This window comes from Actinoallomurus sp. NPDC052308, assembly GCF_040679195.1.
GTDB classification, from domain to species: Bacteria; Actinomycetota; Actinomycetes; order Streptosporangiales; family Streptosporangiaceae; genus Actinoallomurus; species Actinoallomurus liliacearum.
Window position 1 is genome coordinate 65995 of the sequence record NZ_JBFAUM010000029.1, and the last position, 22640, is coordinate 88634.

The 22640-nt window shown below is 68.0% G+C and carries 16 protein-coding genes and 1 pseudogene; 7 read left to right on the forward strand and 10 right to left on the reverse strand.

All coding sequences use genetic code 11. From position 1 onward, the window contains the following. Window positions 1–32: 32 nt before the first annotated feature. The 3 genes from AB0L00_RS38595 to AB0L00_RS38605 all read right to left on the reverse strand — a co-directional run bounded on the left by AB0L00_RS38595 (window position 33) and on the right by AB0L00_RS38605 (window position 8952). Window positions 33–7097, reverse strand: a complete 7065-nt coding sequence (locus AB0L00_RS38595) for a hypothetical protein (RefSeq protein ID WP_364442464.1) — start codon at window positions 7095–7097, stop codon at window positions 33–35. 236 nt (window positions 7098–7333) lie between these two features. After that, the gene (locus AB0L00_RS38600) at window positions 7334–8206 is read right to left on the reverse strand and encodes an MBL fold metallo-hydrolase (RefSeq protein WP_364442465.1); all 873 of its coding nucleotides are present in this window, start codon (window positions 8204–8206) and stop codon (window positions 7334–7336) included. After that, the gene (locus tag AB0L00_RS38605) at window positions 8203–8952 is read right to left on the reverse strand and encodes an SDR family oxidoreductase (protein WP_364442467.1); all 750 of its coding nucleotides are present in this window, start codon (window positions 8950–8952) and stop codon (window positions 8203–8205) included. The genes AB0L00_RS38600 and AB0L00_RS38605 overlap by 4 nt, the downstream gene beginning before the upstream one ends. 107 nt (window positions 8953–9059) lie before the next feature. On the opposite strand from AB0L00_RS38605, the gene AB0L00_RS38610 reads away from it, so the two are divergent. After that, window positions 9060–9530: a MarR family transcriptional regulator gene (locus tag AB0L00_RS38610; RefSeq protein ID WP_364442468.1), complete on the forward strand. Its 471-nt coding sequence runs from the start codon at window positions 9060–9062 to the stop codon at window positions 9528–9530. 29 nt (window positions 9531–9559) lie between these two features. On the opposite strand, the pseudogene AB0L00_RS38615 reads toward AB0L00_RS38610, so the two are convergent. Continuing rightward, window positions 9560–9694 (reverse strand): annotated as a pseudogene (locus tag AB0L00_RS38615) (transposase); the annotation flags it as partial. 146 nt (window positions 9695–9840) lie between these two features. Beyond that, entirely contained in the window at window positions 9841–10161 is a 321-nt protein-coding gene (locus AB0L00_RS38620) for a metalloregulator ArsR/SmtB family transcription factor (RefSeq protein WP_364442469.1), read from the reverse strand. A gap of 134 nt (window positions 10162–10295) precedes the next feature. On the opposite strand from AB0L00_RS38620, the gene AB0L00_RS38625 reads away from it, so the two are divergent. Together AB0L00_RS38625 and AB0L00_RS38630 are read left to right on the forward strand one after the other, a co-directional pair. After that, complete coding sequence (locus AB0L00_RS38625; RefSeq protein ID WP_364442471.1) at window positions 10296–11597, forward strand: MFS transporter; 1302 nt, start codon at window positions 10296–10298, stop codon at window positions 11595–11597. Then, a complete protein-coding gene (locus tag AB0L00_RS38630; protein ID WP_364442472.1) occupies window positions 11594–12607 on the forward strand; it encodes an SMP-30/gluconolactonase/LRE family protein in 1014 nt (337 codons plus the stop codon). The genes AB0L00_RS38625 and AB0L00_RS38630 overlap by 4 nt, the downstream gene beginning before the upstream one ends. A 142-nt stretch (window positions 12608–12749) precedes the next feature. Here AB0L00_RS38630 and AB0L00_RS38635 read toward each other — a convergent pair whose 3' ends face one another. Beyond that, on the reverse strand, window positions 12750–12899 hold the full coding sequence (locus AB0L00_RS38635) for a hypothetical protein (RefSeq protein ID WP_364442474.1): 150 nt from the start codon (window positions 12897–12899) through the stop codon (window positions 12750–12752). A 415-nt stretch (window positions 12900–13314) separates the two neighbouring features. On the opposite strand from AB0L00_RS38635, the gene AB0L00_RS38640 reads away from it, so the two are divergent. The 3 genes from AB0L00_RS38640 to AB0L00_RS38650 all read left to right on the forward strand — a co-directional run bounded on the left by AB0L00_RS38640 (window position 13315) and on the right by AB0L00_RS38650 (window position 17610). Continuing rightward, on the forward strand, window positions 13315–13437 hold the full coding sequence (locus AB0L00_RS38640) for a hypothetical protein (RefSeq protein WP_364442475.1): 123 nt from the start codon (window positions 13315–13317) through the stop codon (window positions 13435–13437). Window positions 13438–13642: 205 nt separating this feature from the next. Further along, on the forward strand, window positions 13643–16909 hold the full coding sequence (locus AB0L00_RS38645) for a hypothetical protein (protein ID WP_364442476.1): 3267 nt from the start codon (window positions 13643–13645) through the stop codon (window positions 16907–16909). A gap of 92 nt (window positions 16910–17001) precedes the next feature. Then, entirely contained in the window at window positions 17002–17610 is a 609-nt protein-coding gene (locus AB0L00_RS38650; protein ID WP_364442477.1) for an NIPSNAP family protein, read from the forward strand. A gap of 65 nt (window positions 17611–17675) precedes the next feature. On the opposite strand, the gene AB0L00_RS38655 is transcribed toward AB0L00_RS38650, so the two are convergent. Then, the gene (locus AB0L00_RS38655) at window positions 17676–18446 is read right to left on the reverse strand and encodes a transposase family protein (RefSeq protein WP_364442478.1); all 771 of its coding nucleotides are present in this window, start codon (window positions 18444–18446) and stop codon (window positions 17676–17678) included. 745 nt (window positions 18447–19191) lie between these two features. On the opposite strand from AB0L00_RS38655, the gene AB0L00_RS38660 reads away from it, so the two are divergent. Further along, window positions 19192–20133: an alpha/beta hydrolase gene (locus AB0L00_RS38660; protein ID WP_364442480.1), complete on the forward strand. Its 942-nt coding sequence runs from the start codon at window positions 19192–19194 to the stop codon at window positions 20131–20133. Between the two features lie 34 nt (window positions 20134–20167). Here AB0L00_RS38660 and AB0L00_RS38665 read toward each other — a convergent pair whose 3' ends face one another. From AB0L00_RS38665 to AB0L00_RS38675, 3 genes are all read right to left on the reverse strand, one after another. After that, window positions 20168–20545, reverse strand: coding sequence for a helix-turn-helix domain-containing protein (locus AB0L00_RS38665; protein WP_364442482.1), 378 nt, complete (start codon window positions 20543–20545; stop codon window positions 20168–20170). A gap of 581 nt (window positions 20546–21126) precedes the next feature. Continuing rightward, the gene (locus AB0L00_RS38670) at window positions 21127–21960 is read right to left on the reverse strand and encodes an alpha/beta hydrolase (protein WP_364442484.1); all 834 of its coding nucleotides are present in this window, start codon (window positions 21958–21960) and stop codon (window positions 21127–21129) included. A gap of 280 nt (window positions 21961–22240) precedes the next feature. After that, window positions 22241–22618 carry a DUF397 domain-containing protein gene (locus AB0L00_RS38675; protein WP_364442485.1) on the reverse strand — a complete coding sequence of 126 codons (378 nt, stop codon included), beginning with the start codon at window positions 22616–22618 and terminating at the stop codon, window positions 22241–22243. Window positions 22619–22640: the final 22 nt, after the last annotated feature.

The window sequence follows — 22640 nt, forward strand, 5'->3', positions numbered from 1 at the left end:
CTCTCCTATAGAGGATGAAACTGTTACCTACGCTACCTGCGTGGCGGGACGGCCATGAGTTCGGGACTTTGGGTGCCCGAAGCCCTTCTCGCCCCCCGGCCAACGACAGCGATCGAGACGCACGCCTCCCCGTCGCTGTAGCTGCTCTCCCACCAGTCGATCTGCTCCGCCGCCGAATCCCAAAGCAGCCAATCGGCGAACTCGGCAGGCAGGTTAGGCGGCACGATCTGCGGACCGGGACGGGACTCAGGCGGCATGACCTGTTGCTGTTGCGACGCTCTTCCAGGCCGACGGCCCCCGACGTGGGAATCGGTATCAGCGGTGGTCGCGTGGAGGCGCTCCGCCGCCCAGAGGATCGTCGGGTTCGGGGTCATGGTGCCGGGCAGGTCGTCGGCGCGGGTGGCGCGCAGGCCGGGCGCGATCTGGTGTGTGAGGACCTGTTCCAAGTCCTCGCCGTGGATGACCTGGGGACCGCCGCCGGCGGGGACGTACCGCCAGTGTCCCGGCCGCCCGTTCAGGCTCGCGCGGACGGCTGTGTCCTGGTGGACGTCGTCGGTGGTGAAGAGCAGGTCATGGCCGCTCGTTCGGGCCACTTCGGCCGCGAACGCCCCGTCGACGCCGCCCATGACCAGCACGATGGGACGCTCGCCGAGATCCTCGAGAGAGCCGAGAAGGTCGGCGAATCTCGCCGCGTCGAAATGGTCGGTGACCGTATCGGTCCGCCGGGTGTCCGGGTCGTAGCGTACGGAGGTCGTCACGACGCTCGCGGACTGCGGGTCATAGGTACCCACGAAGGGGTACCAGTCGCCGTAGCGGGGCAGGGCGAAGGCCGCCCGCAACCGTCTCAGCTCCTGGCCGGCCTCCGGGCTGCCCGCCGCTGGAGCGGTGGCGGGCACGTTCGGCAGGTATCGGCCATGCGGGGTGGGGATGCCGGTGGAACCGTGCAGCATCCGTATGGCCAGCGCCGTCTCGGGATCCAGCAGGACCTCGAGTGAGTCGTCCAGGGTGTACCACAGCCGGGTCTGTCCGGCTCCGTACCGGATGTCGCGCCGTTCGTTGACCGCGTCGATCGTCAGACCGGCCAGCACGCCGACCCGGACCCGCAGGTAGTGCGTCCGTCGGCGGAACGCGACCGGCCGTACGATCCGTTCGCCGGCGGTCCCGCCGTGATCGTGGCTCTGCCCAAGAGACGCGGACGCATCGACCGGCATCACCGGGTTCCCATCGTCGGGGGCGAGTGCCGGGCCGCCGTCGGCCGACAGGCCGAACGTGCTGCCCGCGGCGTCCAACAGGTCGTTCTCGGCCATGTGCAGCGACTCGGACGTCAACTGGGCGTCGACCCACCCCAACGGCTGCGGGTCATAGAAACGGACCCGGTTGGACAGCTCGCCCCGCGCGTCGGTGGCCGGGCCGTCCTCACGTACGAGGGAAGGGAAGACCTGTCCGTCGCCGAGCGACAGGTGGAACCCGGACAGGAACTGGTGACGGCTGAGAAGCGCCGCATACGCCTCGAACGGGCCGCCGGTGGCGGCCATCAGGTTCACCACCGACGCGGGCGTGGTGGCACCGGGCGCGGTGCCGTTGAAGATGGCGATCGAGTGGTCGAACAGGGCACGCAGGGCCAGCGGATCGATTCCGCCCGGCACGACGCCACGCGAAAGGATCAGATCCCGGTCGACAGGGAACAGCGTATGCCCGGCGTTGGTCAGCACCTCCTCGGGCGTCGCCGCGGAGGCGACCCGGCGTACCCGCTCACCGGCGGGCACCGGATCCGGCGGCGGACCCGGCAGCATCGCGGCCGGGAACTGGACCCGCTCGACCACGTCGACGTGGTCGGTGACGGCGACCGGCACGGGCGTGTTCGGGTCCAGTACCAGGGCGAACCCGGAGTTTGCCAGACCGAGCGTGAGCACCTGCAGGACCTTGGACGGGTTGTACCCGCGGTAGACGGTCGCGCTGATCCGCAGTCCGCCGGTGTAGGCGTGTGTGTCGCCCAGGACGGTCAGCACGTCGCGGGTACGGAAGATCTCACCCCGCGCGCTGGTGGCCTGCTCGTAAAAGTCGCTTTCGGCGACACCTTCGAGATAGCTCCCCTCGGTCGCCCTGGAGACCGGTGGGATCCGGGTGGTACCGAAGTTGCCGCCGGCGGTGTGCGCCGACGTCACACCACGCCGGCGGGCCCTGCGCTGGGTGTTGAGGCGGTACACGGCGAAGTCGCGGCTACGAGTGTCCTCATATTCGTAGTCCCGCCCGTCCGTGGGGTCCGCGCGCAACACCAGGCTGACCTGCTCGTTCGCGCCCGGCAGCGATTCGGCTAGATGGAGGATCAGGCCCGGGCCCAGCAGCGTGTCCCGGTGACCGAGCAGCGCGTTGTGCTCCACGATCGTGTGCAGGCTGGTCGGCAGGCCCGTACGCGCCGCCGTCGGCGTCCCGTTCACGATCGTCCACCGCTGGTGCAGCAGCCGCCGGTCCACGGCGCCGAGCACGCCGCGGATCATGTCGAGCACCGGGTTGAGCCCGTCGGGCGCGTGCTGGAGCCCCGGCCATTCGAGCCGGTCGGAGGCGGAAACGAGCGGTATCAGGTCCGGCCGGAGCGTCCGCGGTACGCCGGGCGGGCGTTCGACCGGTGGCTGCGGCGCCGGGCGCAGCACCATGACGCCGCCGGCCACCAGGATCTGCATGGTGTCCTGCCGTACCGACCAGGTTCCGGCCGCGTTCGCACTCCAGCTCGTCACCGTGACGTCCCACAACATCGTGCCGCGATGCGGCCGGTAGTCCCGGTTCTCCTGGGTGATCCAGCGCCCCGACAGCACCTCGTTCGAGTCGATGTGGGTCTCGGCGACGTTGCGGAAGGTCCAGCCCCCGAACGGGCCGCCGTCCTCCCTAGTCCCGGCCCAATCACCGCTGCCGGACACCGCGTGCGAGGTGGACCGCCGGCCGGTGAAGATCACCGCGGGCTCCGAATCCAGGATGTCGGTCTCCCGCATCCGCGCTCCGCCCGCCTGACGGCGGAGGCCGTACGTCCGCCCCTGGAGGGAGATGACCGCGTGCCGGTCACCGACCGTTCCGCCGTGGACGAGGCCGGACGCCTGCACCACGGGTCCGCCCCACATCATCCGGCCGATGAGCTGGTCCTCGTTGATCGTCACATCGAGCGTGTCGGCGTAGGTGCGCTCCGCGACACCGGCCGCCTCCAGCAGCTCCGCGGCGACCCTCCACAGCTCCGCGACGCCCAGGACCTCCAGCGGCTGATCATCGGGCCGCAGCGTCTCAGGAGCCCGGAGTGCCTCGCTCCACCGCTCCGGCACCGCGGGGCCGGTGACCGGCCGCCGACGGACGACCGACCGGCCCAGATCGCCCTGCGGCGACCGCGGAATCACGGCGCCGCCCGTCAGCGGGCTGAGACCTTCGGCGACGGCATAGCGCATCAGCCCGGGAATCGCGGCGTGGCGGCGGATCGTACGCGTGGCGGGCTCCGGCCGGCCGGTGAGCACGCGCCGCGCAACGCCGAGCGCCGTGGCGGTGAGCAGGCCGCCGGAGGCCGCCTCGGGCTCGAAGGTCAGCTTCACCTCGACGTGGTACTCGGTGCCGAACATGAACACCCGGACCGGCCCCTCATAGACGAATCCCAGCGACGACCACACACCGGCACGGGCCGTCAACAGACCGGAGCGGGACCGGCCGTAGGTGTATCGACCCGTGAAATTCGTGGTGCGCAGCGCGCCGTGCAGCGGCCCCAGCCGCAGGTGGCCTCCGCCGCGGTAGGTCAGTTGGGCCGCCACCTCCTCACTCGCGCCCAGATCGCTGTAAGAGATCGGGTAATGATCGATCCGGCCCCACTCCAGCCGATCGCCGGTCCAGTCCCCGCCCTGCTCGGAACGGACCAGCACGGTCAGCCGCAACCGCCCGCCGTTGGCCTGATACAGGCGGGTGAAGGACATGCGATGGCTGATGAGCCGGCTCGTGTACGGCAACGCCGCCATCACCGAGAACCGCTGGGTCAGCGCCCGCTCCAGCCGGTGCCGCTGCCGCGCCGTCAACGGCCGGGCGAGCGTCGCCAGCCGGGCATCACCGAACGCTCCGTGGATCAGACTCATCGCCCTGGGGATCACGCGTTCGAAGCCGCCGAGCATGTCCACCACCGACGGGCCGCGGCTGCGGCCCATCAGGATCCCAGGCGGCGGCGTACGGTCGGTCAGGGGGCGCCCGTCCGCCGGAACCACCGCCCGGCCCGCGCCATCGGCCGGGTACAGGTCAAGGCCCTCGATCACCCCGGCCAGTTCCCGCTCGAACCGGTCCGCCTCCCGTTCCGGCACCTCCACGTACCCGACCAGCGCCAGCCGGACGAGCCCGGCAGCGGCGGACCGCGAGGACCGGACGTCGACGGGGAGGTTCATCTCGAGCCGGTAGACCCGCCGCTGTGACGGGTAGCCGAGGTACCGCCAGTCCCCCGCGCCCATGGACGCGGCCAGGCTCCGGTTGACCGAGCCGCCCGGACCCGCCGAGAACATCGGGCCGATCGTGATCGGCGTTCCCCGTGCGGAGAAGCCCGGAAAGGTCGGGGCGAACTGCACTCCCGAGGAGACGCCGCCGCTCATCCCGCCGGACTCACCCGACCAGAACAGGTGCCGGGCGTCCTGCTGGACGTATCCGCGGCTGACGTCGACACGCCGCAGCGACGTCAGCCGGCCCCGCAGACGGAACGCCGCCCAGTCCTCACCGTCCTCCTTCACCCGGAACTCGGCGGACAGATACCCGTGCCCCAGGACGTCCTTGCTGACGGCGAAGAGCATCGAGTCGGTGAACAGGTCCCGCACCGCGCTCGTGAAGGTCGCGTCGGCGTCGGGGAACCGCCGTGTGATCTCCTCGGCGGCCGCGTCCGGTCCACCGAGCGGGACCAGTGACTCCACGATGGTGGTGACCCGCCACAGGACGCTGTGGAACGCCCGCGTCATCTCCTCGGGCGGTTCCGCCGGCAGCTCCGCCACCATGGGCGTGTCCGGCCCCGGAGCCTCCGGCGACTCGTCCTCGGCGAAGGCGAGCAGCACGTCCACCGGCGCCGACGCGGTCTGCTGCGCGCCCTGCTCGCCGGTGAACGTGACGGACCAACGGCTGCCGATCTCCGGCTCTTCGTGGTTCGCGGGTACGTCGAAGTAGGCGTACCGGTCATGCCAGATCTGCTGAACCGTCGCCGTGACGGCACCCTCGTACGAGCCGAAGCTCCGCGAGCCCCGCCCGGTCAGGGTCGGGAGCAGGCCGAGACCCGACATCCACTTCCAGCCGGTCGCGATGCTGATCAGGCCGTCGTTGCTCGTCTCCGGCGCGATCGAGCGGTTGTCGCTGAAATCGGAGAACGTCGACGGCGTCACGATCTGCGGAAGGTCCAGCGCCTGGGACGGCCTGGCCGCGACCTGGACCGACTGCACCTCCTCCGGCCGCCGGTAAACGGCGCCGTGCGCCCCGATCAACGGGCCGAGCACCAACCGGACCGTGGCGGGCCCTCGCGAGGTGGGCACACTCAGTCCCTGCGGCGAGGCGAGCCGTCGTCCGGCCTCGACACCGCCCAACCGCTCGAACTCCGCGATGAGCCCGTCCGTCACCGCCTGCCGCAGAGCCTCCGGCACCAGCGCCGCGGCCTGCTCGGCCAGTTCCCGATCGGCCCCCAGCCAGGTCTCCCCAACCCTCGCGACACGGCCCCACTCACCCCAGGGGATCGGCTGGACGGCCTCGCCGCCCTCCAGGTGTTCGTTCCGCGCCGCCTCGAACAGCACGCGACCAGGCAGCCGCCGGGCCGGCCGACTCGGTGTTCCCGCCTCTTCGACCGCCGGGGCCTCCGGGGGCGGTGCCGCCAGCGAGCCGAGCTCGGCACGGATCTCCAGCAGTTCGTTGACGGCGGCGGCGCCGCCGGCACGCTCGACCACGGCGAACCGGCCACGGAGCGCCTCCAGTTCCTCAGGCCGACCGTACGCCGCCTCGGCCGGCGTGTTCAGACGCGCACCGATTGCATCGTCCAGGGACGCGACCGCCGCGGCATGGATCTCGGTGACGCGTGCTCGGAGGGCGGCCAGCGCCGCCCACGCGGCCTCGACCCGATCGAGCTGGTTCGGCCGCCAAGAAGCCGCCACCAGCTCGGTCAAGGCGCCGAACCGCCGCTCCACCTCGGCGCGGTGCCCATCGGCGTCCGGCCCCAGGACGGCGAGCGCGGGCCCCAGCTCCGCCACCGCCGGCATCGCCTGGTTCAGCAGCACCGCCGCGTCATCCCGCAGCGCCTCGGCCGCCGCACGCCACGCATGCCGCAACGCCTCCACCGTGACCGGACCCGCGCCGGCCACACCGGGCACGAGATCAGCCAGCGCGACCGCGTCTTCCACCGTCAATTCGGTGCCGGGCTCGATGCCGCCGAACGACTGCACCACCGCGAGCAGGTCATCGAGCCTGACCTCGTTCCCCGGAGCCCGACCGCGACGAGAGAGGACGTTGGCCGTCGCGTCCGCACGTACGGCATCGGCCAGCCTGCGGACCGTCGTAAGCTGTTCGATGGTGAAGTCCGTGCCGTGCACGTCTCGCGCGAGCCGCGCCACGGACAGCAGCTTCGGCAGGTCACCACCCTTCACGACCGCCGACCACGCGTCGGAAAGTAGGGTCTGACCCCAGTCCAGATTGACCAGCCTGGCGAAGGCGGACCAGTTCACTCCCTGGGCGCGGCCGCCCGCGGAGGCACTGTACGACGCCAGCGCGGTCAGCCGCTCCAGCGCCTCCGCGTGAGACCTGGTGAAGCGGTAGGTCGCAGGGAGCCCGAACTCTCGCCGCGCCCGCGCGTACGCACGGCTGACCGACGCACGTTCGCTGATCGCCGCCGGCGCCACGACCGGGGCGTCCCGCCACGGCACGGCTTCACGCACGGACGCCGCAGCTCGGTCCTCACTCCGCGCGCCCTCCCCTGCGGACCTCGTGGTGAACGGCTGGAAGCGACCGGAGGGTGCGAGCCGGCCGATGGGCGAGCTCTCGCGCGTGCCGGTGCCCGGTTTCAGCATCCACAGGGTCCGGTCCTCGTCCATCACCGCAGCGCCGACCTCCACGCACGCCGCGGGACCCATCGCGCTCCGGCCGGCTCTCCGCCACACGGCTACCCCGGCTGTCCGCACGTGATGACGGTTATGGTGCTGTATCTGGCCCGTCCGCGGGCTGTGGACGTTCGGCAAGCAGCACACCTCATGACATGGGAAGCTTACGTAACCTTTCCTATCGTTTTGGTCGATGACTTTTCAACCGCCGGGGCTGACTCTCAAGACCGCTTTGTCAGGACCGGTCAGTGCGCATGCCCGACGTCAGGTCAGTGGCCGGCGTAGAGCGCCTGGGCGCTGCCCCACAGGCTGCTGGCGTTGATGTGCCCGGGGTGGCGATCGAGCATGGCGTTGAAGAAGCCTTCCGGGGTCGGGTGCCGTGGCAGGAGTTCGTCGACGTCATCGAGGTAGCGACGGGTCTCGGCGATGACTCGGGCGGCGTCGTCGTCGCGTTCTTTGATCTTGTGGCCGGCCACGATCTGGCGGGGCGCGAGGGCTTCGACGACGCTGATGGCTTTTCGCCAGGCGTCGCGGCCGCCGTTGCCTGAGTCGACGAGGAACTGGTGTACGCCGTTGTAAAGAACGTCTCCGGCGACGACCACATGGAGGTCGGGTATGTGCACGACACTGGTGTCGTCGGTGTCGGAGTGGCCGACGTCGACGATGATCAGTTCGTGGTTCTCCAACTCGATCCGGTTGCCGTCAGGTGGGACGGCGGTGACGGGCGAGGCGGGGATCTGGCCGGGAAGGATCTTGTCCCAGAAGCTCTTCCGCGCGGCCAGGGCGCGGTGCATCTGCTCGATGGTCGCGGCCAGAGCGGTCACCTGAGCCCCGGGAAACCGGCCGGCCAGCATGTCCGCGGTGAACCAGTGGTCACCGTGGGCGTGGGTCGCCAGGATGTGGGTCAGCCGTTTGCCGCCGGCCTCGATCCGGTCGCCGATTCCCACCGCCTGCGCGGCTGTCAGTGGCGGGTCGATGAGGACGGCGTCGCGTTCTCCGTAGACCAGAGTGGTCGAGATGGGCGCCCAGGTACGGCCTTCACCGTTCGGCAGCCGGTCAGGCAGGGCCAAGGGGATCGACTCGGAGACGAAGACCTCGTATCCCAGAACGCCGTCGACGGTCAGCTCGTCCGTCATGCTCATCGCCGCCCCCCGAACAGCACCAGGGCCTCGTCGGCCTGGGAGCGGGTCAGCATGCGGACCGCCTGTCCGGGGACTTGCGTCGCGGCCGAGGCGGCGACGGCGACGGCGCCGACCTGGGCGGCGCTCACCCATTCCGGGTCGCTGCCATCATCGGTGAAGCGGGTCCTGACCGGTCCGAGCTGGAACGCGAAGACCCGCTTGTCCCCATCGAGTTCGGCTGCGAGGACCTGCTGCATCATCAGCAGGGCGGCCTGCTCCATGCTGACCAGCCCACTGCCGGGAATGGGGGTGAACGCGGACGCGCCCACGACGAGCGCATAGGCCCCGTCACCCTTCATCCGGGGCAGGGTGGCGCGCAGCACGGCCATGTGCGTGGTGGCCAGCCCGGTGAACGCGCCCAGCCAGTCGCTCTCCTCGATCTCCCACAGCCGCTTTCCGGCCCACCAGCCGCCGATGGGGGCCACGACGTCATCGACGCTGCCCAGCCGGTCCTCCATCGTCGCGGCCAACGCCTCGGCGCCCGCGAACGTGGTGTAGTCGTGCTCCACGAGATGCAGGTGGTCCGTCGCCGCATCGCCGAGCACGGCCCGGAACTCGTCCGCCCGCTCCTGGCTGCGGGTGGGGACCACGACATCCGCACCGGCCGCGAGGTAGGCGCGCACCACGCCCTCCCCCACCCCGCCGGTACCACCGGGAATCAGCACATGCCGCCCGGACAGGTCCGTTGCGAGAGTGCCACTGGACATGAAGACCCACTCCTCATATTGGGAACCTCAACGTTGGGTAAGTCAACGTTGACTTCCTCAACATAGCATGGATCGTTGAACCGCCCAACGGTTAGAATGAGGGTGCGATGGAACCCGAACCGACCGACACCGACGACGGAATGCAGCCTCCTGCCCGCCTACGCGCCCTGACGAGCTGGCAGGCGAGCAAGGTCTCCCTCCTCGGCGCGCGCATGACCGCACAGCACATGCCGCTCACCGCCCGGGCCGACTTCGCCGTCCTGGCGGCATTGGAGGAGTACGGGGAACTCAGCCAGGCAGACCTCGGCCGACGCCTCGGCCTCGACCGCAACGAGGTCAGCGGCATCGTCACCCGCCTCGAACGCGACCACCATCTCGACCGCCACGTCGACCCCGACAACCGGCGCCGCAACGTCGTCACGCTCACCGCCTCCGGCAAGCGGTACCTCGAGGAGATCCAGCACCACACCGACACCGTCCAGGACGAACTGCTCGCCGGCCTGACCACAGCCGAGCGCCGACAGTTGACCGCACTGCTCACCAAACTGCTCAGCAGCCACAAACCGCAACCGGCTTAAGTACCGCGACGACACTCCGTGGCGGGCACCTGGTGCAGCCGGTCCCACACCCCGGCCTCGCGCCATTCGGCCAACCGTCGCCAGCAGGTCATCCCCGACCCGAACCCCAGCTCCTGAGGCAGGAACTCCCACGCGATCCCGGCGTACAGGATGAACACGATCCCTCGGCGTTCCCGAACGGCCACCTGGCCATCCGGCGAAGGAGCGCGAGCGGACCGGCGGTCAGCGGCGCGGCCTCGAAAGTCCCGGCGATGCGGTACCAGCCGGGCGTGACGCGCAGACAGCGGTTCGGGTCGCCTCTCGGGGCTGGTCACACGCTGGCGTCGAGCAGGTCCGGCAGCCGGCTGATCAGGTCCTCGTTGCGGCGGTAGTAGGTCCACTGGCCGATCCGGGTGCTCTCGACCAGGCCGGCGCGCTGGAGGACGACCATGAACTGCGAGGCCGTCGATTGTGAGACGCCGGCCTTCTCCTGGATCTGCTTCACGCAGACGCCGGCTTCCTCGATCGAATAGGGCTGTGACTCGAAGTGGGCGGTCGGATCGCGGAGCCATCCCATGATCGCCAGACGGGTGGGGTTGGACAGTGCCTTGAACACCTCGAGCAAGGCGTCGGATCGCGTCTCGGCGGGCATGCTCACAGCCTACCTGCAAATCGCGATATTCCGATGTAGTATCGTCAGCTCATGCACATCGAGAAAACGCGATATATAGATGACGTTGAGGTGGCCGCCGGCGATCCGAGGACATCGGCCGCGGGAGGCACGCCATGACGGGCGGCTGCCGTACCGCAGAGTTGCCCGCACCGGGCGCGGACCGAGGCGAGGATCCGGTCATCGTGGTTCCGGCACCCGATCGCCGCCGGCGCCGATCGGCCACCGGTTTCTGGATCGCCACCCTCACGATCCTGCTGATCGGCGGTCAGACCGCGACACCATCGCCGGTTTATCCGCTGTACGCGCAGATGTGGCACCTCAGCGCCTTCACCACGACGGTCATGTTCGCGGCCTATGCCCTCGGGATGGTCTGCACGCTGTTGACCGCGGGTTCGGTCGCCGACCACATCGGACGCCGTCCGGTGGTGGTGATCGCAGCCACCGTCGCCATCGGTTCGCTCGTGCTGTTCGCTGTGGCCACCGGGCCACTCGAGGTGGTCTTCGCCCGGCTGCTCCAAGGTGTGGCACTCGCCCTCGACCTCACGGCGCTGGGCGCGATACTGCTCGACCTCGCTCCGTCGCGACGTCCACAGCTGGCCGCCACATTGAACGGCGCGATGCCTCCCGCCGGTCTCGCTTTCAGCGCGCTCACAAGTAGCGTCCTGGTCCAGTACGCGCCGATGCCCACGATCACCGTCTATATCGTCAACGCGGCCGCGACAGCGCTGATGACCGCGCTGTTGTTCCTCGCGCCGGAGCGGCATGCACGACGGCCAGGGCTGTTGGCCTCCCTCAGACCCTCGATCGGCATCCCGCGACAAGCGCGACCCGCTTTCGTCACCGTCTTGGGCTGTCTGCTCGCGTCCTGGGCGCTAGGCGGGCTGTACTTGAGCCTCGGCCCTTCGGTCGTGCGTAGTCTCTTCGGCCTGCACAACGCGCTCTCAGGTGGGGCAGCGATCGCCGCGGTGACCGGGACGGGGGCGCTTACCGGACTCCTTCTACAGCGGCGCACGCCGTCCCAGACCATGACGATCGGTGCCGTCGCGCTGGTCGTCGGACCGATCCTGACCATCGGTGCGGTCCTGGCCCCGGCCGCGTGGCTCTTCTACGTCAGCAGCGTGGTCGGCGGAGTGGGATTCGGGGCGGGATTCCAGGGCGGCCTCAGGCTCATCCTCGCCTCCGCACCGGGCGACCGTCGATCCGGGCTCCTCTCGAGTATCTACCTGGTCAGCTACTCGGCCGTCGCGGTCCCCGCCCTCATCGCCAGTCTCCTCGTCCCCCATCTCGGTCTCACCGCCGTGATGATCGGCTACGCGGTGCTCGTCGCGTTGTCTTCCAGCACAGCCCTCCTCGCCCAACGACTGAATGCCGGTACCGGCGGCGTCCACAACAGAAAGCAGGTAGCAGCACAATGAATCGCGACGCCCTAGGGATCATCACCACCCACGACGACGCCGACGAATCGGTACTGCGCAGCGACGAGTGCGTGCGTCACGAAGCAATCGACCCGTGTTTCGAGCTGCTGCTCGACCTTGATGGTCCGGTGCGGAAGTTGGGCACCGGTTATGGCTTCGTAGAGGGGCCGATCTGGCATCCGACTGGACGCTACCTGCTATTCTCTGATATACCCGGAGATATTCGCCGCCGATGGGACGAGTCCGGCGTGATAGAGGTCGCGCGCCCTACCCGCAATGGGAACGGGATGACGTACGACCAGAAGCTTAACCTTCTGGTATGCGAGCACGCGACCTCATCTGTTGTTCGATACGACCAAGATGGAGCCCGGTCAGAGCTCGCAACGCACTTCGAAGGCCGCGAGCTGAACAGCCCGAACGACATCGTTGTGCACTCCGACGGTTCCGTCTATTTCACCGACCCGCTCTATGGCCGAATGCCAGGATATGGGATTGAGCGTGAGTCCGAATTGGGCTTCCAGGGCGTCTATCGTCTGCCTCCGGGCGAGGGCGATCCCCAACTGCTCGTAGACCGGACGATGTTCACAGCCCCTAACGGTCTTTGCTTCTCCCCGGACGAGAAGCGGCTGTACGTCAACGACACCGACCAGGCGAACATTCGAGTTTTCGACATTCGATCAGATGGCATGCTGGAGAACGGGCGCATCTTCGCCACCGGCATATATCAAGATGATGATCTCGGAGTCCGAGATGATGATCTCGGTGTCCCCGACGGGATGAAGTGTGATCAGGGCGGGAACGTCTGGGTGACCGCTCCTGGTGGAGTGTGGGTTTTCGCGCAAGATGGGCGACTCATCGGAAAGGTTCGAATCCCAGAAAAAGTCGCCAACCTGCATTGGGGTGGACCAGGCTGGGGGACTCTCTTCCTGACCGCGTCGACCTCCCTCTACGCTATCGACACCAAAACGGGTCCACGGAAGGAACCTTTCATGCAAATGGGTGCCGAGTAAGGGCACGCTTGACCTTCAAGCGGTTTCCGAATCGCTCGCCTCAAGGCCAGACGCACTCCGCTCGGCGATGCGTCACAGGCTCTTCTTGAATGTGAGCGTTCTCATGGCGGGCGAGGGCCCGCGGTCGTGTCGTCGGGCCGGTTCACCAGGTGAAGGCGAGCGGGCCGGCGGCCTGGCCGGCGCCAGGTACCGGGCCGGCGCGCCGGACGAATCCCTTGGCCGGCACGCGGACCTCGTCGGCCAGCCAGTTGGCGGCGTCGATGAGGCGGGGCAGGTCGATTCCGGGGCGCACGCCGGCCGTTCGAGCAGCTGAACGGCGTCCTCGGTGCAGACGCCGCCACCTTGGGCGCCGGGCATGGCGGGGTGCCCTCCGCTGCCGGCCAGGGCGGTGTCGATGTGGCGGACGCCGAGGTCGAGCAGGGGCCGCAGGGCGGCCAGGCCCATGCCGCGTCTGACTAACGCCTCCGGGCTGGCCTTGAACTCCGCCGAGGCGACCTTCATCGCCCCGCAGGGCCCCTCATCTTCATCCCGAGATTTCCGTGGTCCAGGGCACTCAAGGTGTCCACCCCTTGGGGGAGGATTCGGAACGGGCAGGCGGGCAGGCGCAGCGGTGTTCGTGGGGACACCAGAATGGGGTACTGGATGGGGTGGTTGCCCAGAGAGAGAATGGCGGGGCCCGGTCGTGAGCCTTCAAAGACACGTCTTTGGTGGATGAACGCCGCTGGATCACTGTGGTGGGCAAGGAATACCAGGTTGGCCTCGCGGCGCTCGCCGGTTCGCCGGTTACGCTGCCGGATCATGCCGGCTCGCTTGCGACCGTTGAACTGTAGGCTTTTCGCCTGTTTCCGGAATTCCTTCGATCTGGTGAGGTGACCGTCGATTATGCACGATTCTGCGAATGCGGCGGACCTCCTGAACGCCACAAAGGCTTTGGATTCGGCGGGGTGGCGTACCTCACGGCACAGCATGGCCGGGGCTGGGGCGGCGTGTGTGCAGGTCGTCGGGGGGAGGCTCCATGACGATGGGTCGATCACGATGGAGGTTCCCGAGAGATCTTCTGGCGTGGCCGGGATGCCGGTGATCTTGCGGCCCGCCACCGGTTCGGGGCGTGACCGGGCACGCGGCGTCGTTGAGTCGGCGCCGGCGACGGGGATGCACGGCTGGCGGGGCGATGCCGGCGGGGTGGGGCGGTCCCGTGCCACGACGCACACCGGTGTTGCACCGGACGGGGTTGCTGTGGGTGGGGTGGATGGACGGATGTCGGGTCGGTCCGATGATGTGATCGTCGGCTTGCCTTCCGGTGGTGGCGTGCTGTCGGCGGAGCAGGTCCAGGGCGATGCGGCGGCGGTTGCGGTGCAGGCCAGGGCGGCTGATGAGGATCGGCTTGAGGATGCGGGTCCGGTGGCCGGCTGGGAGTTCGCGAGCCGGTATTGCTGGTCGGTGCTTGCCGGTTTGTCGGATCGGTGGCCCGGGGTGGCGTTGGGGGAAATGAAGGCGGCTTCGCGGTGGCCGCGTATGACCGGGTGGGCGGACCTGGTCGATGCGTTGGCAGCGGCGGGGCCCGGCACGCACGCCTATGTCCGATTTGGGCGCTTCAGTGATGTTGGTCACGCCGTCGTCTTGTACCACACCGGTGACGAGGGTCTGGTGTTGATCAACCCTGATCAGCACGAGGACACCGGGTACACCATCACGGTCGGTACCAAGCAGGTGCGTGGCTGGCTTGCTGGTGATGTCGGCGGGCGGGAGGACCTGCGACTGGCCAATGCCCACGTCTCGTTCCGGGATCCGACGGGCCGGGTGGTTCCGTTCGGCGACGCCAGGCCGGAATCGGGATCGATCGTTCAAGCCTTGATCGATCCCGTCCACCCCCACACAGGCATGCCGCGGAGGCGTAGGACCGCCGGGGAGTGGGCAGCCGAGCTCATCGTGCGCATGGAACGAGGTCCGCTGACCGCGGACGACCTGCGCAACGTTGATCCGGGGGTGCGTGGGGAGATCTTCGCGGCGATCGAGGCGCAGGCTCCCGGCACGTACGTGACATGGCGCGAGGGAAGAACCACCAAGTACGGCCGAGTGGAGCACGTACCGCACGGGAAACAGTACTGGTCGATCGTCGAGGGCGCCGACCCGGCCAATGTCGGAGACCCGGTGCTCCGGCAGGCCGCCACCCTCATACAGCGCATGGATCAAGGTCCGCTGACCGGGCGCGACCTGCACGACCTTAATCCGTGGCTGCGCGGGGTGGTTCTCGCGGCGATCGAGGCGCAGGCTCCCGGCACGTACGTGACATGGCGCGAGGGAAGAACCACCAAGTACGGCCGGGTGGAGCACGTACCGCACGGGACACGGTACTGGTCGATCGTCGAGGGCGCCGGCCCGGCCAATGTCGGAGACCCGGTGCTCCGGCAGGCCGCCACCCTCATACAGCGCATGGATCAAGGTCCGCTGACCAGGGAAGACCTGCGCGACGTTAATCCGGGGGTGCGTGGGGCGGTCTTCGCGGCGATCGAGGCGCAGGCTCCCGGCACGTACGTGACATGGCGCGAGGGAAGAACCACCAGGTACGGCCGGGTGGAGCACGTACCGCACGGGAAACAGTACTGGTCGATCGTCGAGGGTGCCGACCCGGCCAATGTCGGAGACCCGGTGCTCCGGCAGGCCGCCACCCTCATACAGCGCATGGATCAAGGCCCGCTGACCGCGAACGACTTGAGCCACATTAATCTGTGGCTGCGCGGGGTGGTCTTCGCGGCGATCGAGGCGCAGGCTCCCGGCACATACGCGACATGGCGCGAGGGAAGAACCACCATGTACGGCCGGGTGGAGCACGTACCGCACGGGACACGGTACTGGTCGATCGTCGAGGGCGCCGACCCGGCCGCCGATGCCGAAGACGCGGTGCGCCGACAGGCCGCCAACCTCATACAGCGTATGGATCAAGGCCCGCTGACCGGGCGCGACCTGAGCCACGTTAATCCGGGGATGCGTGAGGTGGTCTTCGCGGCGATCGAGGCGCAGGCTCCCGGCACGTACGTGACATGGCGTGAGGGAAGAACCACCATGTACGGCCGAGTGGAGCACGTACCGCACGGGACACGGTACTGGTCGATCGTCGATGCCGACCCGGCCAATGTCGGAGACGCGGTGCTCCAGCAGGCCGAAACCCTCATACAGCGCATGGATCAAGGCCCGCTGACCGGGCACCACCTGCGCCACCTTAATCCGGGGGTGCGTGGGGTGGTCTTCGCGGTAATCGAGGCGCAGGCTCCCGGCACGTACGTGACATGGCGCGAGGGAAGATCCACTAGGCACGGCCGGGTGGAGCACGTACCGCACGGGACACGGTACTGGTCGATCGTCGAGGGTGCCGGCCCGGCCGCCGATGCCGGAGACCCGGTGCGCCGACAGGCCGCCAACCTCATACAGCGTATGGATCAAGGCCCGCTGACCGGGCGCGACCTGCGCAACGTTGATCCGGGGATGCGTGAGGCGGTCTTCGCGGCGATCGAGGCGCAGGCTCCCGGCACATACGTGACATGGCATGAGGGAAGAACCACCAGGTACGGCCGGGTGGAGCACGTACCGCATCGGACAGAGTATCGCCCGATCGCCGGAAGGACGGTAGCGGCCGGGAACAGCCGTGAGCGATTCATCAATGATGTTGGTGCGCTGGGTTCCGATGAAGCCACGGCTTGGGCTTCCTATGCTCATGCCGACGCCGCAATCCAAGAACTGCCGGCTGAGACGTATCGGCCAGGCGGGGGTGCAGGTGACGAGACGGGTGGTTTCGAGGGGCCAGAGCTGGGCGGGCCGTTCGTTCTTCAGACGACCCTCGATCCCACAACGGCGAAACAGCGCGAGGAGCTCGATCGAGCGAATTTCGATGAAGCGATCAGGAAACGTGAAGACAAGATCCAAGATCTCGATGGCCAGATCCGTGACCTGAGCGCTGATCCGGGTGCCGATCCGGCGATCGTGGAAGGGCTCCACGGCTCTTTGCGAGATGAACAGGCGATCCTGGAGCGTCTCCTCCGAGCCCGGGACACGCTGAACCTCCCAAGCACGGTGGATCCCGGCCATGACGCTGGCGATACGGCCGTTCTGAACATCCGGCCGGCCGATGCCACCGGCAGCACGGGACACGACGGCACAGGCCACAAGCCGGCCCCCCACGTCACCTTCAATCCCGACGACCGCCACAACTGGTGGTCGAGCAGCCGTAGCGCCAGAACCTCCGCCGGAAAGCTGATCCCTGACGATGAGCAGGCCTGTGTCAGCGTCGCCGTCGTGACCCGCTGACCTGGGCACCGGTGGTGGGACCCCGCCCGCAAACCGCTGATCTTTCTCGTCACAGACAGGGGCACAGGTCCCGACACTCAACCAGATGAGGAGTGCTCTTCGAGCTGGCCACACTTTCCGTGCGCCTGTGGTCGATTCCTAAATTGCTGTCCGCCCTCGATCGATACACCGCTGCCGCGCCGGGGAGGCTGCTCGGTTGCTGGGAGACAGAGATCGGGGAAATCCTCACCCGTCTTCTCGTGCTCCGTGGCTTCGCCGACGCCGAGGAGCTCTCCGCCGAACGCGAGCGGCTGTTGCTAGCCGATGATCCGTTCGACATCGGCGAGCACCTGGTCGGCATGCGGCTGGAAACGTACCGGATGTTCGACTTCGTTCCCGACGTGGAACCAGGCGAGTACGGAAGCGTGTACGAGTTCCGCACCTACGAGCTCAAGATCGGCGGACTGGCGCCGACCATGGCCGGGTGGAAGGCCGCCGTGCCCGCCCGCACCGCCATGTACCCGCTGACCGCCGCGATGTACGGACTCGACGGCGCACCGCGAATCACCCACATCTGGCCATTCCCGGATTTCAACGCCCGTCTCGCCATCCGTAAAGAATCCTACGACACCGGCATCTGGCCGCCGCGCAACGGCCCGGAGAACATCGCACACGCCACCTCGACCATCGCTATCCTGACACCGATCTCTCCGCTGCGCTGATCCGAAGAACTGATTCGCCGTCGTCTTGAAACCATCCGGATCTTGACGCTGTCACTGAGCCTTTTTCATCGTCCAGGAGCTTCGCGGGTCTGTAGGACGTGGATGGCCTTGGCCAAGAATCCGGCGCGGTGTGGGCAGCAGCGGAGTTTCCGCGGGATGCGCCATGTCTTCAGCGACGCGTTGGCGCGCTCGCCGGGACCGCGCAGCTTGGCATGGGCGCGGTTGGCCTTCTTCTGCGGAGCCGGTTTGTTCTTCCCGCGATAGGGCGTCCAGACGTGGTCGGCGGCGCCGTGGTAGCCCTTGTCGGCCAAGACGATCAGACCGGCCCATTCCAGGGCGCGCAGGATGCCCCAGATCCGTGCGGCCCGGATGTCATGGACACTGCCGGGCAAGGCTCCCGACACCCAGACGATCTCACCAGCCGGAGTGGCGATGACCTGCAGGTTCATTCCGTGTCTGCGGTGTTTGCCCGAGTAGAACGGCCGATCCGCGGCGACTCTGTCGATCGGGATCAAGGTGCCGTCCAGCACCACGTAGGCGTGCCCGGCCCGCGCGGCCGACCGCAGTGCCGCTTGCAGCTTGGGCGCCCGGGCGGCCAGCAGTTCGACGGTCTCATTGACGTACCGCCAGGCCCTGGAGGTTGAGATGCCGAACCCGGCGGCCAGTTCGGCGAAGGTGTCGCCCTTACGCAGGTAGACCAGCACCAGCAGGGCCTGCTGGGGGCTGTTGAGCAGCCGGCCACGCGAGCGGATTCGTTTGCGGTGCCGGCGTACCAGGCCGGCGGTGTAGTTCAAGGTTCGACGCGACAACGGCAGCGCAGCACGGTAGAACAGCAACAGAAGCCCCTGGGCGGGTGGTGATCTTTGGCGAGTAATCCACCTACCAGGAGCTTCGCCACACCTGGGGCTCTACACCGGACTTGTGATCAAGCTGCGACCCGCGGCCGACCCACCGCCCGATGAAAAAGGCTCACTGACCAAGCGCCGCTCGAGCCCTTGCTTAGCGCGCCTTTTCCGACGCTCGGTGCTCGTTAACCCCCGGCACTACCAACGACCGCAGAGAGTTAAGGCTGGGGCTTCGTCCACGCTGCATGTGCGTCGGCTCGGCCGCTGATGCGTGCGCATGACGGTGAAGGCCACCGAGACCGTGCGGTTCATGTCCGCCCCGGCCTCGGCCCGCGCCACCTCCGCATGCACCTGCGCACGAGTGCCCGTACGGGGCTCCCGGAGGCTCCCGGGAGCCCCGCACGGGTTGTGCCTGCTTGTCCGGTTGCCGACTCCGCAGGCCGACGCCCTCACCCTCTTCACCCGCGGCCGCACCCCCTGACGTCGGTCCTTTCCCCGGCGTGCGGCGCTGACAAAAAAGTAAGCCCTTCCGGCGGACACGGGAAGGCGATAACTTCACGGCGGTCGGTGAATTTGCCCGCACCGCCCGCTGCCACGTACGCGCATACGTAGACGTAGACGACACGCACATCTCCACATCCGAGTGCGCGTACATATCAACATCCACCTTCGCGAATGACGGGAATCCACGATGCCGAGCCCCGAATCCGATGCCCTCCGCGCGAGTCTGCGGTCCATGGCCGACCGTATGCGGACCGATCCCGACATGGATCTGCCGGCCTTGCGCGACATGATGGACGAACTGCAGGCGCAGTCGGCCGAACCCACCGCGGTGACATACGAGGAGGCCGAGATCGTGGGTCGGCCGGCCCTGTGGTGCGATCCGCTTGACTCCGCGACCGACCGCGTCATTCTTTACCTGCACGGCGGCGCTTTCGTGGCGAACTCGAAAGACACCCACCGCAAAGTCGCCGCCCATCTCGCGAAGGCGACCGGGTGCCGGGCGCTGGTAATCGATTACCGGCTGGCTCCGGAGAACCCCTTTCCGGCCCAACTCGACGACGCAGTGGCGGCCTACCGCCGACTCCTGCGCGATGGCGTCGAGCCCGGCCATATCGCCGTCGCAGGTGATTCCGGCGGCGGAGGGCTCGCCACCACGACCGTCCTGAAACTGCGCGACGACGGCGACACGCTCCCCGCCGGGATCGTGGCGATCTCCCCCTGGTACGACATGGAGGCCAAGGGCGAGACCTTCGACACCAACGCCGCGCACGACGCCTTCACCACCCGGCGGACGACGCTCGCACTCGCCGCGATGTTCCTCGGTGAGAACGGCTCCGCCACCGATCCGCTGGCCAATCCCCTATACGCGGACGCCACCGGGCTGCCGCCCATCTACCTGACCTGCGGCGGGTACGAGGCGCTGCGGGCCGACGCGGAACGCTTCGCGAGGCTCGCCGCCGACGCGGGCGTCGACGTCACCCTCGAAGTGAGCGAGGGGATGCAGCACATCTACCCATTGATGGCGGGCCGTGCCCCCGAGGCCGACCGGACCATCGCGAACATCGCACGCTGGCTACGTCCCCAGCTAGGCTTGGACGCCGCGCCGGTCCTGAGCGCCGCGACGGGCCCGAGTGCCCAGTCGGGCCTGGGTACCGAGCGGGGCTCCAGCAGCTGAGGAAGACGGGGAACTCGCGCGTGGCCGTACCGTGTCACGACCTACCCGCGTCGTGCCGATCCCGCGCCTGCACCATGGTGCCGGTGTGGTCGTCGACCCAGTGCACGAGGGTGTGCAGCGTCACGGCCAGATCCGAGCCGAGCGCGGTAAGGCTGTAGGTGACCTGTGGCGGCACGGTGGGCGCCACGGAGCGTTCGATCAGTCCGGCGCGCACCAGGATCTTCAAGTTCTGCGACAGCATCTTCTCGCTGATGCCAGCGACCTCGGCGGTCAGCTCGGAGAACCGGCGCGGCCCGTCGGCCAGGGCGGAAAAGATCAGCACCGCCCACCGGTTCGTGACCCGGTCGAACACCGCTCGCGGACACTGCTGCTCCAGTACGTCGGCGGCCCGCGACGTCCGCGCTGCTCCCACCTGGGATTCTTCCTCCATAGGGCCCATGCCGACGCAACTCGCGGTGACCCCGCCCTATTCCTGGTGCGCCCGCGCCACCGCATCGCCAAGGACGACCCGCCCACGGCCTTCACGCCGTCGCGGCAGACGTGGGGAGGAACAGCAGGCGCTCGATCGCGGCGGGGTTGCCGCCTCCCCGGCCGCGGGCGATGGCGCGTTCGCAGGCCATCGGCCAGGGAGTGTTCGGGTCCCGGGACTATCTCTCCGAGAATTAGCGCTAAGCGTGGGTGTGTCAACTTAGAGGTTGCGCGGATTGGTGATCTTTAGGGGGCGCCGTGTGGCACGGTTGCCCCAGCGGTAGGGGGTCCAGGCTCGGCCAATCACGCTACGCTGAGTGATGCTGATGTCGGCTTTATCGGCCCTTATGGGCGATCTCGCCGGTCATCTCGCGGGCGGCGAGCACGTCACGGCTTTTCGCCGAGTCATCGATCGACAGCACCGTGCCCACACCCTCGTCAAGACACCACACCGTGACCACACCGCGCGGGCCGATATCAGGTCGACGTGTCAGCGCAGGGGCGTTCGTGGTGTGACGAACACGTTCAGCCGCCAAGGTCGCCGATGAAGTCCGTCAGCAGCGCGGCGAACTGTTGCGGTGTCTCCTGGTGCGGCGCGTGGCCGGCATGGGGGATCAACTGCACCTGTCCGCGCCACAGCGCAGGGATGGTGAGCTTGCGCAGGTAGTCAAGGTTGACCAGCTGCTCACCGGCGCCATGCAAGATGGCCAGCGGCTGGCGGAGTTCTGCGACGATCGCGACCTCGTCCGCGAACCGACTTTCGCCGACGCTGGAGCCCAGCCCTGCGCGCGCCGCGCCGTCGGTGGCCAGGATGTCGGATACGAACTCGCTGGTTGCCAGCGCCGAGCCGGGCGCGGTGAAGCTTTCGGCAACTGACCGCGCCTCGGACTCGCTGAGGCTCGCGCTGCCGATGGCGTTCATCGCCGGGTTCGGCAGGAATGCCTCCGTAAACTGCGCGGCTGACGCGACCGGCGGCGCGCCGAAGATGACAAAGCCAGCCGCGCTCTGCAACGTCGGCGCGGCCTCCAGAACGATCTGGCCGCCCATGCTCCATCCGACGACGACCGCGTCGGCGGCACCGAGCGTCCGGGCGAAGTCGGCGAGCACGGCGGCGTATCCCGGCAGCGAGTAGTCGGACTGGTCCCTGGTTGGCTCGGACTGCCCGTGGCCGGGCAGGTCCAGCGCAAGGCAGCGAAACTGCTGGCCGAAATTACCTGTCAGCACTGGGAGCCAGGTTCTGGCCGAAGACGAGTTGCCGTGGACGAAGATGACCGCACGGTCGTCTTGGCTGCCCCGGCCGCCGGGGCTCTCCAGGTAGGCAATCTGCTGCCCAGCGATGTTTACGCTCAATTGCTCCACTTGCTACCTCTTGATTCCGATGGCCGTCTCCCCGCGCTGTCCGCGCCGTTGCTAACCTAAAATCTCGCGCGGATTGGTGGGCTGTCACGGGCGTCGTGACGGCCGGCCAGCCACATCCTCGATGACCAGGCCGGACAGGCCCGAAAACACCACATCGACCAGCTGATTGACCTCAAACACACCTCAGCGTGGCAGGACGATACCCTCCGCTACCACCGAAAGTGCGACAGAGCCGTTAACACTGGGCAGACCCAGTTGTGGCCGGCGAACCGCCGTTTTCTCAGCGGAAACGCTCGTCCAGCATCTCGTACATGTCCGGAGGGAGTTCACGTTCGCCGGCCTTGATGCGGTCCAGCAGTTCACTCCATGCCTTTACGGACACATACAGCTTCGGGCCGTCGGGATCTTTACTGTCGCGGATCGCAACGACGAGTTCACCCTCTTGCGGGCTCTCCGGTACGGAAGCCATATCGTCGAACTCGCCGTCTTTGACGCCGAGGACGAAGGCCTGCCACTCATCCGGTGTGTAATACAGCGAGGTCCCCTCAGAGGTGACCGAATCTCGCAATACGACCATACGCGCAGCGGCCTTGTGCTTAACCGGCACATCCTCGCCGTCAACGAAGAGCAGTCCCAGAGTTCCGGATACCTCGTTCATGATCTCCCTTCTCACGTCCATG

Coding starts and splice junctions, on each gene's coding strand:
- AB0L00_RS38645 (WP_364442476.1), top strand. CDS start 13,643: ATGGAGGTTCCCGAGAGATCTTCTGGCGTGGCCGGGATGCCGGTGATC.
- AB0L00_RS38605 (WP_364442467.1), bottom strand. CDS start 8,952: ATGTCCAGTGGCACTCTCGCAACGGACCTGTCCGGGCGGCATGTGCTG.
- AB0L00_RS38675 (WP_364442485.1), bottom strand. CDS start 22,618: ATGAACGAGGTATCCGGAACTCTGGGACTGCTCTTCGTTGACGGCGAG.
- AB0L00_RS38620 (WP_364442469.1), bottom strand. CDS start 10,161: ATGCCCGCCGAGACGCGATCCGACGCCTTGCTCGAGGTGTTCAAGGCA.
- AB0L00_RS38625 (WP_364442471.1), top strand. CDS start 10,296: ATGACGGGCGGCTGCCGTACCGCAGAGTTGCCCGCACCGGGCGCGGAC.
- AB0L00_RS38660 (WP_364442480.1), top strand. CDS start 19,192: ATGGCCGACCGTATGCGGACCGATCCCGACATGGATCTGCCGGCCTTG.
- AB0L00_RS38630 (WP_364442472.1), top strand. CDS start 11,594: ATGAATCGCGACGCCCTAGGGATCATCACCACCCACGACGACGCCGAC.
- AB0L00_RS38595 (WP_364442464.1), bottom strand. CDS start 7,097: ATGGGTCCCGCGGCGTGCGTGGAGGTCGGCGCTGCGGTGATGGACGAG.
- AB0L00_RS38600 (WP_364442465.1), bottom strand. CDS start 8,206: ATGAGCATGACGGACGAGCTGACCGTCGACGGCGTTCTGGGATACGAG.
- AB0L00_RS38610 (WP_364442468.1), top strand. CDS start 9,060: ATGGAACCCGAACCGACCGACACCGACGACGGAATGCAGCCTCCTGCC.